Source organism: Candidatus Pelagibacter sp. PS_31 (genome assembly GCF_059417865.1).
Window position 1 is genome coordinate 497,991 of sequence record NZ_CM182069.1, and the last position, 15,893, is coordinate 513,883.

A 15,893-nucleotide genomic window follows, 5' to 3' on the forward strand; every position below is an offset into this window, starting at 1 on the left:
ATAATTTTAATAAATATAAGCTTATAACCTTGACGCACTATCACTCAACCAAGAGTGTAAATGCTCAGAAAAAGACCTTCTAACAAATAAATTTACCTCATTAATCTCTTTATGATGAATAATTACATCAATATGAGATAATATTGTTTGAACAACTGGTCCTTTTTTTGTTTTAAAATCATTAAAATTGAAAGGGGAACCTGTAGCAAATAAATCAAAAACCTTACCACCTTTGATATTTAACATTACAAATTGGTCGCTAACATCAGTTACAGCGCCCAATTTAACTTTAGATATATTTTTAATTAATTCATCTTCAACTTGATAAGTGTTACTTTCCTCACTCACAGTTTCATTTGATATTAACATCCATTCATCGGGACTTAACCAAAATGCAGTTAATTTCTCTGCTGATGTAGACGTATTAGCCTCAGTGGGTAAAACCATATTAAGATTTTTACCTACTGCAGTAATAAAATCTTTTGTTTTACCTCTTATGATTAATTTCATAATAGGTTTGATTTCTTTAATTTCTAAATCAGAATATGTTATATCCCCTTTAATAGAAGTTTTATAATTAAGCATTTAACCTCAAATTTTCTTTGTCAAAAAAAACAGGATCAACAATCGTCACATTAATATTTTTATTTTCCATTGGGATAAATAATTTTTGACCTAGCATATTTTTTCCACCTCTAACTACTGCTAGGGCAATTGATTTATTTAAATTAGGGCTATAGTAACTTGAAGTTACATGACCTAGCATTTCAACTGGTTTTAAACTAGTGTCAGCAACTATTTGAGCTCCTTCTTCTAAAACTTCACTTGGATTATCTGTCAGTAAACCTACTAATTGTTTTCTATCTTCTTTCATGGTGTCAGATCTATAAAGAGATCTTTTACCAATAAAGTCATATTTCTTTTTACTAACAATCCAATCCATCTGTAAATCTATAGGTGTCATCGTTGCATCCGTATCTTGGCCAACAATAATAAATCCTTTTTCTGCTCTTAATAAGTGCATTGTCTCAGTGCCATAAGGAGTGATGTTAAATTCTTTACCTGCTTCCATGCATTTTTTCCATAAGTCTTCACCATAGTTAGCTTGGATATTAATTTCATAACTATGTTCACCAGTAAAACTAATACGCATAATTCTACATTTAATATTGCCAATTTTTGTATTTTTGAATGACATGTGTGGAAAGCTTTCATCTGAAAGATCAAGATCAGGTATTAATTTATTAAGAATTTTTTTACTATTAGGCCCACAGATGCTAGCTGTTGCATAATGATCCGTTACAGATGACAAATACACATCTAGTTCAGGCCATTCAGTTTGTAGGTAATCTTCTAGTTTTCCTAATACGTTTGCAGCACCACCTGTTGTTGTGGTCATAATATAATGATTTTCATCAAGTCTAGTTGTGACCCCATCATCGTAAACCATACCATCTTCATTAAGCATTAAACCATAACGACATTTTCCAATGGCAAGTTTTGACCAAGCATTTGTATAAACTCTGTTTAAAAATTCTGAAGCATCCGTTCCTTGAATATCAATTTTACCAAGAGTTGAAGCATCTAATATACCAGCGCTATTTCTTGCAGCTTTACTTTCCCTTTGAACGGCCTCATGCATTGTTTCATTATTTTTTGGATAGTACCAAGCTCTTTTCCACTGACCAACATTTTCAAATTCAGCTTTATTTTCTATGTGCCAGTCATTCATTGGCGTTCTTCTAAATGTATCAAAATATTCACCAACATTTCGTCCAACAATTGTTCCAAATGTTAATGGAGTGTAAGGAGGTCTAAACGTTGTAGTTCCAAGCTCACCCATCTTAACACCAGCAGTTTCTGCAATAATACCAAGGGCATGCATATTACCAAGCTTTCCTTGATCGGTACCCATTCCAGTTGTTGTATATCTTTTTACATGTTCAATCGATCTAAAACCTTCTCTTAGAGCAAGTTTAATATCTTTTGCAGTTGCATCATTTTGATAATCTACGAAAGGTTTTGTTTTTCCTAAAACTTTATCGGATGGAAGTAGCCAAATATTTCTAATCTTATTATCTTTAGGACAATTTATTTCTAAATTGTCAAATTCAGTTTCATTTATATTTAAAAATTCTTTTAAAGATTTTGTAGAATTTTTTATAACATCATCTAAATCAAAATCACCATTACAAGAACCAATGCTAATTTGAGCTGATGAATATATATCAGGAATAAATACTTGATCTTTTTCTCTAAATTTTAATTTACCTCCTGATTGAGTAAACAAATGAACGGCTGGCGTCCATCCACCTGCAATTGCTAGGCAATCACAATCAAGTTCTATTTTTTCTGGATTTGCAAAAGATTGACCATCTTCTGACAATTCCATTATTGTAATTTTATTAATTCTTTTATAACCCTCAGTATTTACAACTGTGTGTGATCTATAAACTTTAATCCCTAAATCGTCAGCTTCTTTAGTAAATGCAGTATTAGATTGCTTTCTAATATCTATGATTGCTTCAACTTTAATACCTTTTTTTTGTAATGAAATTGCACTTTCATAAGCTGTGTCATTATTAGTAAAAAATATATTTTTTTGACCAGTTGCAACACCATAATAATCTGCATATTTTTTAACTGCAGATGAAAGCATAATACCAGGTCTATCGTTATTATTAAATACCAGAGGTCTTTCTAAAGAACCAGTAGCAACAATAACCTTTTTAGCTCTAATTTTTAATAATCTTTGTCTTATTTTTTTATTTTTTTCATTCTTAGGAAGGTGATCAGTTAAATTTTCTCTAGCTAATAAATAGTTATATCCATGATAAGCAGCAACACTAGTTCTTGTTTTAATTTCTAGGTTTTCAATATTTCTTAATTCATTAATTTCATTTTCTAACCAAACAGAAGAATTTTGATCGTTTATTTTTACATGATCTGAATTTTGGAAAATTGTAGATCCACCGATTTCATTTTTTTCATCAAGTAATAATGTTTTAAGATTATTTTTTGCAGCAGTTTTTGCAGCTATAATTCCACTAATACCAGCTCCAATAACCAAAACATCACAGTGAATGTATTTATGATCATATATGTCAGGGTCAGGAACTGTTGGAGATTTTCCTAGTCCTGCTGAATGTCTTATAACATATTCATACTTTTCCCAAAAATTAGCAGGCCACATAAATGTTTTATAATAAAAACCAGCAGGTAGAAGTGGGGATAAGAAATTATTTATACCTCCAATATCAAAGTCAACACTAGGCCAACAGTTTTGACTGTTTGCCTCAAGCCCATGATAGATTTCTAGTTCGGTTGCTCTAACATTGGGTTCTGTTAGTGCTGTGTTGTTATTAACTTGTACAATTGCATTAGGTTCTTCAGATCCCGAAGTCATGATTCCTCGTGGCCTATGATATTTAAAACTTCTTCCTACTAAATGAATACCATTAGCTAGCAAAGCTGAGGCAAGGGTATCACCCATGTATCCAAAAAAAGATTTTCCATTGAATTTAAAAGAAACTCTTGAAGTTTCATCGATATATTTACTAGTTGTAACTCTTAAATTTTTTAGCATTAAATTATTTTATAGGAGGTTTTTCACCCATTTTATAAACAGCTTTAATTTGGTCATTTGAAGTATCCCTCACCATGTTAAACCACTTTCTACATCCGTGAGCATGGTTCCATCTTTCAAATTGAATACCTTTAATGTTTTTTCTCATAAATAAGTATTCTGCCCATTCATCATCACTTAATTCCGTGGGTTGTTTAGGTCTTTCAATGTGAGCTTCACCACCAGCTTTAAATTCACTTTGTTCTCGTTCACCGCAAAAAGGACAAGTAATTAAAAACATTAATGAGCTACCGCCGCTGCACCATGTTCATCAACAAGGTCTCCACTGATAAACCTATTTAAATTAAATGCAGCATTTAGTTTGTGTGGTTCATCATTTGCGATTGTGTGAGCAAATAAATCACCTGATCCAGGTGTTGCTTTAAATCCACCAGTTCCCCAACCACAATTAAAGTACAAACCTTTTATCGTCGTTTTACTAATAATAGGACTAGCATCTGGGCAGATATCTACAATTCCACCCCATTGTCGAAGCATTCTCATTCTACTAAAAATTGGGTAAAGTTCTAAGATTGCATTTAATGTTCCCTCAACAATATCGTGACTACCTTTTTGTGAATAGGAAACATAATCATCAGTGCCTGCACCTATTACTAGCTCACCTTTGTCAGACTGACTAACATATGCATGTACAGCGTTAGACATCACTACTGTATCAATAATAGGTTTAACTGGTTCTGAAACTAGAGCTTGAAGAGGTTTACTTTCTAAAGGTAATCTTAAACCTGCCATGTTTGCTAGCACACTTGAATGACCAGCAGCAACCACTCCAACTTTTTTAGTTTTTATAAAACCTTTAGTTGTTTCAATGCCTTCTACTTCATCACCATTTCTTTTAATTCCTTTAACTTCACAATTTTGAATTATATCTACACCCATTTTATCTGCACCTCTTGCATACCCCCAAGCAACAGCATCATGTCTTGCGGTACCAGCTCTTCTTTGTAAAGTTCCACCCAGTACAGGATATCGAATATCTTGCGAGGTATTAATGATAGGGCAAAATTTTTTGACTTCTTCTGTGCTTAAGTAAACTGCATCTATGCCATTTAATCTATTAGCATGTGTTCGTCTTTTTAAATCTCTAACATCCTGTAAGTTATGTGCAAGATTCATCACACCTCTTTGACTAAACATTACATTGTAATTTATTTCTTGAGATAAACCTTCCCACAATTTTAAAGCATGATCATAAAGACCAGCACTAGCATCCCATAAATAATTAGATCTTATAATCGTAGTATTTCTTCCTGTATTACCACCACCAATCCAGCCTTTTTCTACTACTGCAATATTTGTCATATTATGTTTTTTTGCTAAATAGTAAGCAGTTGCCAAACCATGACCACCACCACCAATAATAACCGCATCATATTCTTTTTTTACAGTGGGATCTTTCCAGGCTTTTTGCCAATTTTCATGATAGGAAAAAGCATTTTTGACTAATGAGAATATTGAATACTTATTTTTCATAATATTATTCAAGAATTACTTTATAAATATTGAATATTCAATACAATCGGTTATATCAATGTCGCAGTGGAAGAGTGGGTGAGAGGCTGAAACCAGTCGTTTGCTAAATGACCGTGCGGGGAAACTTGTACCGAGGGTTCGAATCCCTCCTCTTCCGCCATTAAAATAAAGGCTGATCTTTAAAAAAGTCTTTCATTTTAATAGGCTTTTTTTCCAAGATATATCTGTAAACATTGTAGTTTTCCATAACACGTTGAACATAGTTACGAGTTTCTTTAAATGGAATTAATTCAACCCAGTCTACAAAATCAATTTGTTTTTTTTGAGGATCTTTGTTTATTTTTTTCCAGTGTTTAACTCTTTTAGGACCGGCATTATATGCGGCGGTAGCAAAAGGGTAGGCACCATCATATTGTAAAATTAAACCAGCTATATAATGAGAGCCTAGATTAATATTGTATTCAGGATCAGAAGTTAACCTTGATTTTGAATATGGAAGTTTTGCTTGTTTAGCAACTAGCTTAGCCGTATAGGGCATTATTTGCATTAATCCTTGTGCACCAACATGACTGTTTGCTCTCATGTCAAATTCACTTTCTTGTCTTATAAGAGAAAGTATAAAAGCTGTTTCAGGTATTTTTCTGCCATTAACATACTGGGGGACACTTATAATTGGATAATTAAAAGTATTATGAAATCTTTTTTCATATGAGGCTAACTTTGATACTTGGATCGCAAAATCGTATCTTGATATATTTGTAGCAAGTTCAGCTGCTAAAATCTCACTTCCACTTGCAATATTGTCATTAGCTAAATGTCTCAGTATATTTTTGGTATATTTATCTTTATTTAATTCATTTAAAAGATGTGTAATTTTTACAAGCTCTTTATTATAAAAATATTTTCGATACTCATCTTTAACATTAGCTTGTTCTTCAAGTTCAAAATTTTGACTAGGATTGATTTTTAAAAAAGCTAATTGACCATAGTAAGTTGTTAAATATTTTGTTGCTTCACGATACCAATCTTCTGATTGTCGTTTATCACCAATTTTTTCATAAGATCTACCAAGCCAATAAGCGCCTCTCGCCAAACTTATAGGATAGCTAACGTTTTGATAAAAGTTATTGAAATGGTCAACTGCTAAAATAGGGTCATTTAAAAAACTTAATGCAATCCAACCACTTAACCATTCTGCCTCAGCAAACTTTGATCCTTTATCTAGTGAGTGTTGGCTAGCAACTTTATAAGCTGTCTCATATTTATTTTTATAAATAAGAGCTCGTGTCATGATTGCTCTCTCAACCCACCATTTATCTGGTCTCACTAGATAATCTTTATTATTTTTAATTGAAAACAATATTTCAAGTGAACTATCAATTCTGCCTCTTTTTCTTCTCCATTTAAGTCGATCATGATTGAGACCAGCATCATTTTTGAATTTTTGTGGAACATTTTTTATTGCCTGGTCAACACCATAAGATTTGCTCATCAAAATTTGTCTAGCTGTATAAAGTAGTTGATAATCTTTAGGTAAATAAGGAAGCATTCTTTTTAAATCCCAATATTTATTTTCCCATGCTAAATAATCAGCTCTATTTACATAATCTTTTGAGTTTAAATATTTTCTATATTTTTTACTTAAAGACTTCATGTTAGCTCTAGAAAGTTCTGCTGTAATCCAGCCTCTCTTAATTAAAGCAATTCCTTTTTCACTATCTCCAGTTTGTATAAAGCTTTCACCTAATACCAGCATACCATAGCCACTTAAGGGCTCATCAACTCCAAACCAATTAATAATTTTTTTAGGAGAAATTTTATCCGTTGAAAGTTTTTGTTCTGCTAAATATTTTATTCTACTTATTCTTGGGTAGTCTTTATTATTTTGTATAAAAGTTATGTAGTCATAAAACGTAGCTTGGTTTCCTGTTGTTAATAAATGTCTCCATTGTATAAAATTATATATGGATTTATCTTTAGCTTTTTTTGAATTTTTCAATGCAGTTGTCCATTGACTTTTTTCCATTGCCTGGATAGATTTTTTTGCAATATCATAGTCTTTTTGGCTGTAGTATTTTGATCTTTTTTGAACTACAGATTTTTCACTTTTAACTATTAATGGCTTACTTTTAGGAATGAGAAAATTAATTTTTTTTTTATTTTTTTTGACTGTTATGATTTTGACTTCTTCTTTTTTTTGTGATGGTTTAGGTTTAGGTTTAAGGATCCCTTGAGATATCTTTTGCTTCTTAACTTCTTCATCTAAAATAGGTTTTTTTAAAGGAATTATTGATATTTCAGCAGCAAATATATTCCCTATAATTACCAAACTTAATAATAGTGATTTTATAAAAAAAATTATCTTTCTGGGCATAAATTTACTAAATGAATCTTTAAACTATGTTATAAGTATTTATGTTCAAAGGATCAAATGTTGCTTTAATAACCCCGTTTAAGAATAATGAGCTAGATGTTGAGGCTTATATTAAGCTAATTCATTTTCAAATATCAAACGGTACAAACGGCTTGGTTCCTGCTGGGACAACAGGTGAGTCGCCGACATTAAGCCATGATGAACATCAAAAAGTAATAGATTTATGTGTTAAAGAAAGTAATGGAAAAAATATAGTTATTGCTGGTACTGGTTCTAATTCGACTAAAGAAGCAATTTCTTTAACAACTCATGCAGAAAAAGCGGGAGCAGATGCGGCCCTAGTAGTAACTCCATATTACAACAAACCAACTCAAGAGGGTTTATATCAACACTATAAAGCAATAAACGATAAATGTGGGATACCAATTATAATTTATAATATTCCTGGAAGATCTGTAATTGATATGTCTGTTGATACAATGGCTAGATTATTTGAATTGAAAAATATTGTTGGTGTTAAAGATGCAACTGGTGATCTAGATAGAGTTAATCAACAAAAAGATAAAATGGGAACTGATTTTGTTCAACTAACAGGTAATGATGATAACGCTTTAGAATTTAATAACAGAGGTGGGATAGGCTCTATAAGTGTAACTGCTAACATTGCTCCTAAGTTATGTTCTGATTTTCAAAAAGCCTCAAAAATAGAAAATAATGAAAGTAAGCTTGAAGCAATCAGGTTAGATAAAATTTTACAACCCATTCACAGCTCAATGTTTATAGAAAGCAATCCAAGCCCTGTTAAGTATGCTGCAAAACTTCTGAGTCTTTGTGATGATGAGGTTAGATTACCTTTAGTTAAAGTTACAGACCCAACCAAAGATATTGTTAAAGAAGCTTTAGTATCAGCAAATCTACTCTAATGAACAAGAAAGCCAATTCTGGTTTAAAAATTATTTGTTTAAATAGAAAAGCAAGTTTTAATTTTTTTTTTGAAGACTTAATTGAAGCTGGGATAGTTCTTAAAGGGTCTGAGATTAAATCTATTAGAGATGGAAAAGTTAATATTGCAGACTCTTATGCTGTAGAGAAAGACGGTGAAATAGTTTTAATTAACTCTCATATTGCTGCATTTAAGCAAGCCAGTTATTCAAATCATAATCCAACAGATGAACGAAAATTATTATTAAACAAAAAGGAAATTAACAAATTAATTGGTAAAATGCAGAGGGATGGCTTTACACTTGTTCCAACAAAGATGTATTTTAAAAAGGGAAAAGCTAAAATAGAAATAGCAGTCGCAAAAGGTAAAAAACAATTTGATAAAAGAGCTACTAAAAAAAATAGAGACTGGAATCGTGAAAAAGCAAGACATATTAGAAAATCAAGTTAAACAATCATATTTAGCAATAGGATCAAATTTAGGTAATAAAATTACCAACATTCATATAGCCTTGTCTGAACTTAAGAAAAATAAAATTAAGATAAAAAAAGTTTCATCTCACTATTTATCAAAATCTTGGCCAAATCCTTTAATGCCAAGTTTCATAAATATTGTAATAGAAATCGAGACAATCTTAACACCTTTAGAATTATTAAAAATTTGTAACAATATTGAATTAAAATTAGGCAGGGTTAGACTAAAAAAAAATGCTCCACGAACATGTGATATTGATATAATTGATTATGATAAAAAAATTTTGAATATAAATAGTGACAAGTTAATAATACCTCATCCAGAGATGACTAAGAGAAATTTTGTATTGTTACCATTATTTGAGATAAACAGAAGTTGGAAGCATCCAGAATCTAAGATTAATATAGTAAATTTAATTAATTCTTTATCAATTAAAGATTTAAGATCTATTAAACAAATATAAATTGGTGTTATAGTTAAAAATGATTAATTCAGAAGAGTTAATAAATAAAGTTAAAACTTATAATAAATTTTTAAATCCAGAAAAATTAAGTAAAGCATATAATTATGCTGTTAAAGCTCACAAAAACCAAAAACGTGATTCAGGTGACCCTTATTCAAATCACCCTATAGCTGTTGCTTCAATACTTAGTGAGCTAGAGTTAGACAGTGCTACTATTGTTACAGGGCTTTTACATGATACGATTGAGGATACTCACGCAACTTATGAAAATATTAAAGATGAATTTGGTGAAGAGATTGCCAATCTTGTAGATGGTGTAACCAAAATTTCTGTTTTTGAAAATCAAGCAACATCATCATCTAAAGCAGAAAACTTTAGAAAATTAATCTTAGCTACATCAAAAGACATAAGAGTATTACTTGTAAAGCTGGCAGATCGTTTACATAATATGAGAACTATTGATGCTATATCTAAAGTTGAAAAAAAAGAACGTATAGCGAGAGAGACAATGGAAATTTATGCTCCTTTAGCAGATAGAATGGGCATGCATAGAATTAGAGATGAACTTGAAGACTTATCATTTAAAGTTTTGAATAATGAAGCACGTGAACTTATTAAAAAAAGATTAGACGAAATTAAAGAAGACAAAGTAAATAGTTTTAATTCTATTTCTTTACAATTGAGTGAGCTTTTAAACGAACATAAGATTAATGCTGAAATTTTTGGAAGAGAAAAAACTCCATTTTCTATATGGAGAAAAGTTCAAAAAAAAAGAACATCATTAGAGCAAATTACAGACATAATTGGATTTAGAATTATTCTTAATAGTGGAGAAGATTGCTATAAAGCTTTAGGAATTTTTCATCAACACTGGAATTGTATACCAGGAAAATTTAAAGATTATATATCATCACCAAAAATAAATAATTATCAGTCATTGCATACAGCTGTGATAGGTCCAAATAGAAGACCTATTGAAATTCAAATAAGAACAATGCCAATGCATGAATTTGCCGAAAGAGGTATTGCTTCCCATTGGAAATATAAATCATCTGAAAAATTTGATTCATTAACATGGAAAGAATATGACTGGTTAGCTGACCTTGTGGAAATTATTGGTAAAAATGAAAACCCTGAACATTTTTTTGAGTATACAAAACTACAAATGTTTCAAGAAAATGTTTTTTGCTTTACACCAAAAGGCTTAGTTATCAAATTGCCAAAAGATGCAACACCAATAGATTTTGCATATGCTGTTCATACAAAAGTTGGCGATCATGCAATATCTTGTAAAATTAACGGTAACGACAGTGAATTACAAAACATACTTTATAACGGTGACGTAGTTGAAATCATAACCTCTAAAAATAAATCACCATCATTGCATTGGATACCAATTACAAAAACTGGAAAAGCAAGAGCTGCTATTAGAAGATACTGGCATTCTAAAGGTGAACAAAAAGAAGAAAGAATAAAAAAATACAATACAACACTTTGGATTTCTCTCCCAGATCAACCCGGTAAACTTGGCGAAATAACTACATCATTAGGCTCTCATAAACTGAATATATCAAGTGTAGAGATGAAAGAAAAAACTAAAGATTATATTAACTTCAGATTTAATCTTATTATTAGAGACCTGAAAAACTTTACAAATTTTATCAGTGAGCTAAAACAAAAAGATATTAAATTTAAAATCATTAGACATGAGGAAAAAAGGAATGCTTTCACACAAAAAATCTTTAAATATTTTAAAAAAAACTAATGCTCTTTTAGAAGGTCATTTTGTTCTTTCATCAGGTTTGCATTCACCTAAATATATTCAATGTGCCAAACTTTTAAGTTTTCCACATTTAGCAGAAGATATTTGTAATTCATTAGCAAAAAAAATTAAAAAAAAATTTAAATCAATAGATTTGATTTTAGCTCCAGCAATGGGTGGAGTTATTATTGGTTATGAAATTGGTAAAATTTTAAAAAAAGAAACAATTTTTTGTGAAAGAGTTAATGGTAAATTTGCTTTAAGACGAGGTTTTCAAATAAAAAAAGGATCAAAAGTTTTAATAATCGAAGACGTTATAACAACTGGTAAATCGAGTTTAGAGTGTGTTAAATTGATAACAAAACCTGGTGCAAAGCTTATTGGTTTTGCCTCGATTATTGACAGATCGACCAAGAATTCATTAAAAATAAAAAAAAATATTATCTCACATATGAAGATAGATGTTCCAACATTTAAGAGTAATAAATTACCTGAAAGTCTTAAAAATACTCCAATTACAGTTCCTGGAAGTAGATTTATTAAATGAAAAGACTAGGTGTTAATATTGATCATGTTGCAACAGTAAGAAATGCAAGAGGATCTTTTCATCCCGACCCATTTACTATTGCCAAACATGTTATTAAATGTGGAGCAAACTCAGTTACCATTCATTTAAGAGAAGACAGAAGACACATAAAAGATTCTGATGTTGTTAAAATTTGCAAAAGTAGAAAAATAATTACTAATTTAGAAATTTCACTTAACAAAGAAATAATTGATATAGCATTAAAGAATAGACCTAATTTCATTTGTATAGTTCCTGAAAAAAGAAAAGAGGTGACAACAGAAGGTGGATTAAATTTAATTAAAAGTAAGAAAAAAATTAAATCTATAATATCATTATTTAATAAGAAGAATATTAGAACAAGTCTATTTATTGACCCAAACTTAAAAGATATAAAAATTGCAAAAGAATTAAATGCTACTTGTGTTGAGCTACATACAGGAAAAATTTCAAATTTAATAAAAGAAAATAAAAGTTATAAAAATGAATATTTAAAAATAAAAAAATGTTCAGAACTGGGCGTTAAACTTGGTATCGAGGTTCATGCAGGTCATGGTCTTGACTACAAAACTACCTCTATACTAAGTAAAATTAAAGAAATTACGGAATTTAATATTGGTCATTTTATAATTGGTGAGTCACTTACTCATGGTTTAAAAAAAACCATTACAATATTTAAAAAAATAACCAATAAATAAATATGAAAATTCTAGGTATTGGTGTTGATATAGTAGAAAATATTAGAATACATAAATCTTTAAAAAATGTTAATTTTATTAAAAGAGTTTTTTCTAGCTCAGAAATATTGTTAGCAAAAAAAATAACTAATAAAAAATCTTTTTATTCTAAAAGATTTGCTGCCAAAGAAGCATTTTCTAAAGCAATTGGAACTGGTTTCAGAGAGAATTTGAATTTTAAGGATATAACTGTAATTAACGATAAGTTAGGTAAACCCTCATTTGTGGTCACAGACAAAATAAAAAAAATTGTTAAAAAGCGATTTAAAATATCATCCTTTAATTTCTTTCTGTCAATTTCAGATGAAAAAAAATATTCTGTAGCCTACGTGATTTTACAAAAAAAATGATATCAAAAAAAATTATAATCGATAATATTAAAACAATTTTTTATGCTTTAGTTATAGCTATTGTTATTAGATCTCTTTTTATTCAACCTTTTTATATTCCCTCATCATCAATGGAACCAACGTTATTAATTGGTGATAGATTGTTTGTTACGAAATATTCTTATGGTTATAGCAAGCATTCTTTTCCTTTTAGTCCACCAATAATAAATGGAAGACTATTTTATAATAAACCTAAGGTTGGAGATATTATTGTTTTTAAAACACCAGCTGATAACAGAACTGATTATATTAAAAGATTAATTGGTCTCCCAGGAGACAATATTCAATTTATTAACGGCGATTTATTCGTAAATAATAATCAAATATTAAAATCTAGAATTTCTCAAAATGATAAAATTTATTGTGGAAATCAAACAATAGATGTTAATACATTTGAGGAAAAGCTTCCAAATGGCAAAACACATAATAGTGTTTATTTAAAAAGTTATAGTTTTGAAAGTTCAGATAACTTTATAGTTCCGCCTCAACACTACTTTTTTTTAGGAGATAATAGAGACTGTTCTAAAGATAGTAGATATTTGACTAGTGTTGGATATGTACATGAAGATAATTTAGTTGGTAAAGCTCAATTTATTTTTTTTTCATCTGATTTTAGAATTGGAAATATCTTTTCTTTTTGGAAATGGCATAAGACAATTAGATTCGATAGGTTTTTTAAGAAAATTATTTAATGAAAACTAACCCCATAAAATTAGAAAAGAAATTAAAGTTAAAGTTTTCTGATCAAAAAATTTTGATTAAGAGTTTAACGCATAAAAGTTTTGACTCAATAAACAACAATGAAAAGATTGAATTCTTAGGGGATAGAGTTTTAGGTCTTATTATTGCAAAAAAATTACTAGAACTTTATCCTGAAGAAAAGGAAGGCGTGCTAGATAAAAAATTTGCTTCATTGGTAAATAAAAAAAAATGTTTAGAAATTGCAAAAAAAATTGAACTAGAGAAATATATTTTAGTTTTAAACCCCAAGAATAAAAAAATTGAAATTGAAGATAAAATTGTAGCAGACTGTTTAGAGGCTTTAATCGGAGCGATCTATCTTGATAAAGGTTTAAATTTTACTGAAAAATTTATTCTTAATTTATGGAGTGAACATATTATTGCGAGCGTTATAACTCAAATTGATGCTAAGACAAAACTACAAGAATATTCACTTAAAATTTTCAAAGTTTTACCTATTTATAAACTAATCTCAAATACAGGGCCTCGACATAAACCTCTTTTTAAAGTTGCCGTTAAATTAAAAAATACTAAATTTTTTACAGCAGAAGGAACTTCTAAAAAAGATGCAGAACAGAATGCTGCTTCTTTATGTTTAGAGGATGTTTTTAAAAAATGAATTGGGACGATAGTGCTTATTTAGTTTCTAAAAACAAATATAGTGAAAATTCAATAATCGCTGAAGTTTTTACAGAAAATCATGGAAAAATTTCAGGGATAATTTTTGGCGGAACCTCAAAAAAAATCAAAAACTACTTGCAAATTGGTAATAAAATTTATGTAAACTATAATTCAAAAAGTGTTGCTAGAATCGGTTATTTCAAAATAGAGATTTTAAAAGCTTTAACACCGCTCTATTTTGATGAAAATCAGAAACTATCATGCATTACATCGGCTATGCACCTTATAAAACTTCTTACTGCTGAAGCGCAATCTAATAAAGAAATTTTTAAATTAATTGATAAATTTTTTGAAATATTAACTTCTGAAAATTGGATTCAAAAATATATTTTCTGGGAGTTAGAACTTTTAAAATTATTGGGATATGATTTGGAATTAAAAACTATGGCTGAAAAAGAAATTGTTGATAGTGAAGTCAATTATTACGTTAAATCCTCATCTGAAAAAAAAAGTATTCCAAATTTTCTAATAGATGAAAATAATAAGGATGTTAATTTAAAAAATTTACTTAAAGGACTTAAGCTTGTTAGTGATTACCTTGAAAAAAGTATTCTAAAACCAAATAATTTAAATCTTCCTACTTCTAGAACTCATTTTATTAATCTTTTAAAATAGTTATCTAATTAAATCGTCAATTCTATCTGCGTAATAGCTTACTATAGCGTTTGCTCCGGCTCTTTTAAAAGCAATCAAGCTCTCTAACACTGAGTTTTTATCTATTAGACCTTTTTTGATACTATTACTTAATAATGAGTATTCACCTGATACTTGGTAAGCGAGAACAGGAATTTTAAAATTATCTTTAACTGTTTTAATTATATCAAGATAAGGCATACCGGGTTTAACCATAACCATATCAGCCCCTTCTTTAATATCTAGCGCCACTTCTCTTATTGCTTCATTGCTATTTCTAAAGTCCATTTGATAATTTTTCTTATCACCCTTTAACAAACCTTTAGAACCAACTGCATCTCTGAATGGACCATAAAAACTTGAAGCATATTTTACTGCATAAGAAAGTAGTTGAACCATTTCATGACCCTCCTTATCTAAAGCTTTTCTTATTTTACCTATTCTTCCATCCATCATGTCTGAGGGAGCCAGAACATCACAGCCAATTTCTGCTTGTAACAATGATTGATTTATTAATACTTCAATAGTTTCATCATTTAACACGTAGCCAGATTTTATTAAACCATCGTGACCATGTGAGGTATAAGGATCTAAAGCTACATCACACATAATACCAATTTCATTTTTATATCTTTTTTTAATATATCGAATAGCCTTACAAACAAGATTGTCTTCATTTAATGCTTCAGTTCCAATTTCATTTTTTTTTGTTTTATTTGTATAAGGGAACAATGCAACCATAGGTATTTTGCTTTTGATTGCTCTATCAACAATAATTCCAAGTTTATCTATTGTGTATCTATAAACATCAGGCATTGTTTTAATGGATTGTTTTGTATTTTTTCCATCAATCAAAAATATAGGTAATATAAAATCGCTAGATGACAGGCTATTTTCTTGAACTAATCTTCTAGACCAATCATTTTTACGACTACGTCTAAGTCTTAAATTTGGGTAATTTCCTGTAATCATGTTTAAATCTGCTTTTAAAATGCGACAAATGTATTATACA

At 29.6% G+C, this 15,893-nt stretch carries 16 protein-coding genes and 1 tRNA gene; 11 read left to right on the top strand and 6 right to left on the bottom strand.

The window, feature by feature from the left end; all coding sequences use genetic code 11:
* Positions 1-21: 21 nt before the first annotated feature.
* From AC5SLN_RS02730 to AC5SLN_RS02745, 4 genes are read right to left on the bottom strand one after another with little or no spacing between them, the layout of a single operon-like run.
* Positions 22-585, bottom strand: a complete 564-nt coding sequence (locus AC5SLN_RS02730) for a sarcosine oxidase subunit gamma (protein ID WP_006996859.1) — start codon at positions 583-585, stop codon at positions 22-24.
* Positions 578-3,586: a sarcosine oxidase subunit alpha family protein gene (locus tag AC5SLN_RS02735; protein ID WP_494594007.1), complete on the bottom strand. Its 3,009-nt coding sequence runs from the start codon at positions 3,584-3,586 to the stop codon at positions 578-580. Before AC5SLN_RS02735 ends, AC5SLN_RS02730 begins: the two co-directional genes overlap by 8 nt.
* 4 nt (positions 3,587-3,590) lie before the next feature.
* On the bottom strand, positions 3,591-3,866 hold the full coding sequence (locus AC5SLN_RS02740; RefSeq protein ID WP_006996861.1) for a sarcosine oxidase subunit delta: 276 nt from the start codon (positions 3,864-3,866) through the stop codon (positions 3,591-3,593).
* Positions 3,866-5,119 (bottom strand): sarcosine oxidase subunit beta family protein, encoded by a 1,254-nt coding sequence (locus tag AC5SLN_RS02745; RefSeq protein ID WP_494594009.1) that lies wholly within the window; start codon positions 5,117-5,119, stop codon positions 3,866-3,868. The genes AC5SLN_RS02740 and AC5SLN_RS02745 overlap by 1 nt, the downstream gene beginning before the upstream one ends.
* 68 nt (positions 5,120-5,187) lie before the next feature.
* On the opposite strand from AC5SLN_RS02745, the gene AC5SLN_RS02750 reads away from it, so the two are divergent.
* A tRNA-Ser gene (locus tag AC5SLN_RS02750) sits at positions 5,188-5,279 on the top strand.
* Here the strand turns inward: AC5SLN_RS02750 and AC5SLN_RS02755 are convergent.
* On the bottom strand, positions 5,280-7,493 hold the full coding sequence (locus AC5SLN_RS02755; RefSeq protein ID WP_494594010.1) for a lytic transglycosylase domain-containing protein: 2,214 nt from the start codon (positions 7,491-7,493) through the stop codon (positions 5,280-5,282).
* Between the two features lie 41 nt (positions 7,494-7,534).
* Here AC5SLN_RS02755 and dapA point away from each other — a divergent pair, with 41 nt between their 5' ends.
* From dapA to recO, 10 genes are read left to right on the top strand one after another with little or no spacing between them, the layout of a single operon-like run.
* Positions 7,535-8,416 (top strand): 4-hydroxy-tetrahydrodipicolinate synthase, encoded by an 882-nt coding sequence (gene dapA / locus AC5SLN_RS02760; RefSeq protein ID WP_494594011.1) that lies wholly within the window; start codon positions 7,535-7,537, stop codon positions 8,414-8,416.
* Positions 8,416-8,886: an SsrA-binding protein SmpB gene (gene smpB / locus AC5SLN_RS02765; RefSeq protein ID WP_020169462.1), complete on the top strand. Its 471-nt coding sequence runs from the start codon at positions 8,416-8,418 to the stop codon at positions 8,884-8,886. The genes dapA and smpB overlap by 1 nt, the downstream gene beginning before the upstream one ends.
* On the top strand, positions 8,852-9,373 hold the full coding sequence (gene folK, locus AC5SLN_RS02770) for a 2-amino-4-hydroxy-6-hydroxymethyldihydropteridine diphosphokinase (RefSeq protein WP_006996866.1): 522 nt from the start codon (positions 8,852-8,854) through the stop codon (positions 9,371-9,373). Before smpB ends, folK begins: the two co-directional genes overlap by 35 nt.
* 19 nt (positions 9,374-9,392) lie before the next feature.
* Positions 9,393-11,138, top strand: a complete 1,746-nt coding sequence (locus tag AC5SLN_RS02775) for a bifunctional (p)ppGpp synthetase/guanosine-3',5'-bis(diphosphate) 3'-pyrophosphohydrolase (RefSeq protein ID WP_494594012.1) — start codon at positions 9,393-9,395, stop codon at positions 11,136-11,138.
* On the top strand, positions 11,095-11,682 hold the full coding sequence (pyrE, locus tag AC5SLN_RS02780; protein WP_494594013.1) for an orotate phosphoribosyltransferase: 588 nt from the start codon (positions 11,095-11,097) through the stop codon (positions 11,680-11,682). The genes AC5SLN_RS02775 and pyrE overlap by 44 nt, the downstream gene beginning before the upstream one ends.
* Positions 11,679-12,398: a pyridoxine 5'-phosphate synthase gene (locus AC5SLN_RS02785; protein WP_494594015.1), complete on the top strand. Its 720-nt coding sequence runs from the start codon at positions 11,679-11,681 to the stop codon at positions 12,396-12,398. Before pyrE ends, AC5SLN_RS02785 begins: the two co-directional genes overlap by 4 nt.
* Before the next feature lie 2 nt (positions 12,399-12,400).
* The gene (acpS, locus tag AC5SLN_RS02790; protein ID WP_006996870.1) at positions 12,401-12,787 is read left to right on the top strand and encodes a holo-ACP synthase; all 387 of its coding nucleotides are present in this window, start codon (positions 12,401-12,403) and stop codon (positions 12,785-12,787) included.
* Complete coding sequence (lepB, locus tag AC5SLN_RS02795; RefSeq protein ID WP_494594017.1) at positions 12,784-13,518, top strand: signal peptidase I; 735 nt, start codon at positions 12,784-12,786, stop codon at positions 13,516-13,518. The genes acpS and lepB overlap by 4 nt, the downstream gene beginning before the upstream one ends.
* Positions 13,518-14,186, top strand: a complete 669-nt coding sequence (rnc, locus tag AC5SLN_RS02800) for a ribonuclease III (protein ID WP_494594019.1) — start codon at positions 13,518-13,520, stop codon at positions 14,184-14,186. The genes lepB and rnc overlap by 1 nt, the downstream gene beginning before the upstream one ends.
* Positions 14,183-14,863 (top strand): DNA repair protein RecO, encoded by a 681-nt coding sequence (gene recO, locus AC5SLN_RS02805; protein ID WP_494594021.1) that lies wholly within the window; start codon positions 14,183-14,185, stop codon positions 14,861-14,863. Before rnc ends, recO begins: the two co-directional genes overlap by 4 nt.
* On the opposite strand, the gene hemB is transcribed toward recO, so the two are convergent.
* Positions 14,864-15,853 (bottom strand): porphobilinogen synthase, encoded by a 990-nt coding sequence (gene hemB / locus AC5SLN_RS02810; protein WP_494594023.1) that lies wholly within the window; start codon positions 15,851-15,853, stop codon positions 14,864-14,866. It lies immediately after the preceding gene.
* Between the last annotated feature and the right edge of the window lie 40 nt (positions 15,854-15,893).

What these genes read in the sequence shown, in the direction of transcription:
- AC5SLN_RS02730 (WP_006996859.1), bottom strand. Translation starts at nt 585, where the DNA reads ATGCTTAATTATAAAACTTCTATTAAAGGGGATATAACATATTCTGAT.
- AC5SLN_RS02735 (WP_494594007.1), bottom strand. Translation starts at nt 3,586, where the DNA reads ATGCTAAAAAATTTAAGAGTTACAACTAGTAAATATATCGATGAAACT.
- AC5SLN_RS02740 (WP_006996861.1), bottom strand. Translation starts at nt 3,866, where the DNA reads ATGTTTTTAATTACTTGTCCTTTTTGCGGTGAACGAGAACAAAGTGAA.
- AC5SLN_RS02745 (WP_494594009.1), bottom strand. Translation starts at nt 5,119, where the DNA reads ATGAAAAATAAGTATTCAATATTCTCATTAGTCAAAAATGCTTTTTCC.
- AC5SLN_RS02755 (WP_494594010.1), bottom strand. Translation starts at nt 7,493, where the DNA reads ATGCCCAGAAAGATAATTTTTTTTATAAAATCACTATTATTAAGTTTG.
- dapA (WP_494594011.1), top strand. Translation starts at nt 7,535, where the DNA reads ATGTTCAAAGGATCAAATGTTGCTTTAATAACCCCGTTTAAGAATAAT.
- smpB (WP_020169462.1), top strand. Translation starts at nt 8,416, where the DNA reads ATGAACAAGAAAGCCAATTCTGGTTTAAAAATTATTTGTTTAAATAGA.
- AC5SLN_RS02775 (WP_494594012.1), top strand. Translation starts at nt 9,393, where the DNA reads ATGATTAATTCAGAAGAGTTAATAAATAAAGTTAAAACTTATAATAAA.
- pyrE (WP_494594013.1), top strand. Translation starts at nt 11,095, where the DNA reads ATGCTTTCACACAAAAAATCTTTAAATATTTTAAAAAAAACTAATGCT.
- AC5SLN_RS02785 (WP_494594015.1), top strand. Translation starts at nt 11,679, where the DNA reads ATGAAAAGACTAGGTGTTAATATTGATCATGTTGCAACAGTAAGAAAT.
- acpS (WP_006996870.1), top strand. Translation starts at nt 12,401, where the DNA reads ATGAAAATTCTAGGTATTGGTGTTGATATAGTAGAAAATATTAGAATA.
- lepB (WP_494594017.1), top strand. Translation starts at nt 12,784, where the DNA reads ATGATATCAAAAAAAATTATAATCGATAATATTAAAACAATTTTTTAT.
- rnc (WP_494594019.1), top strand. Translation starts at nt 13,518, where the DNA reads ATGAAAACTAACCCCATAAAATTAGAAAAGAAATTAAAGTTAAAGTTT.
- recO (WP_494594021.1), top strand. Translation starts at nt 14,183, where the DNA reads ATGAATTGGGACGATAGTGCTTATTTAGTTTCTAAAAACAAATATAGT.
- hemB (WP_494594023.1), bottom strand. Translation starts at nt 15,853, where the DNA reads ATGATTACAGGAAATTACCCAAATTTAAGACTTAGACGTAGTCGTAAA.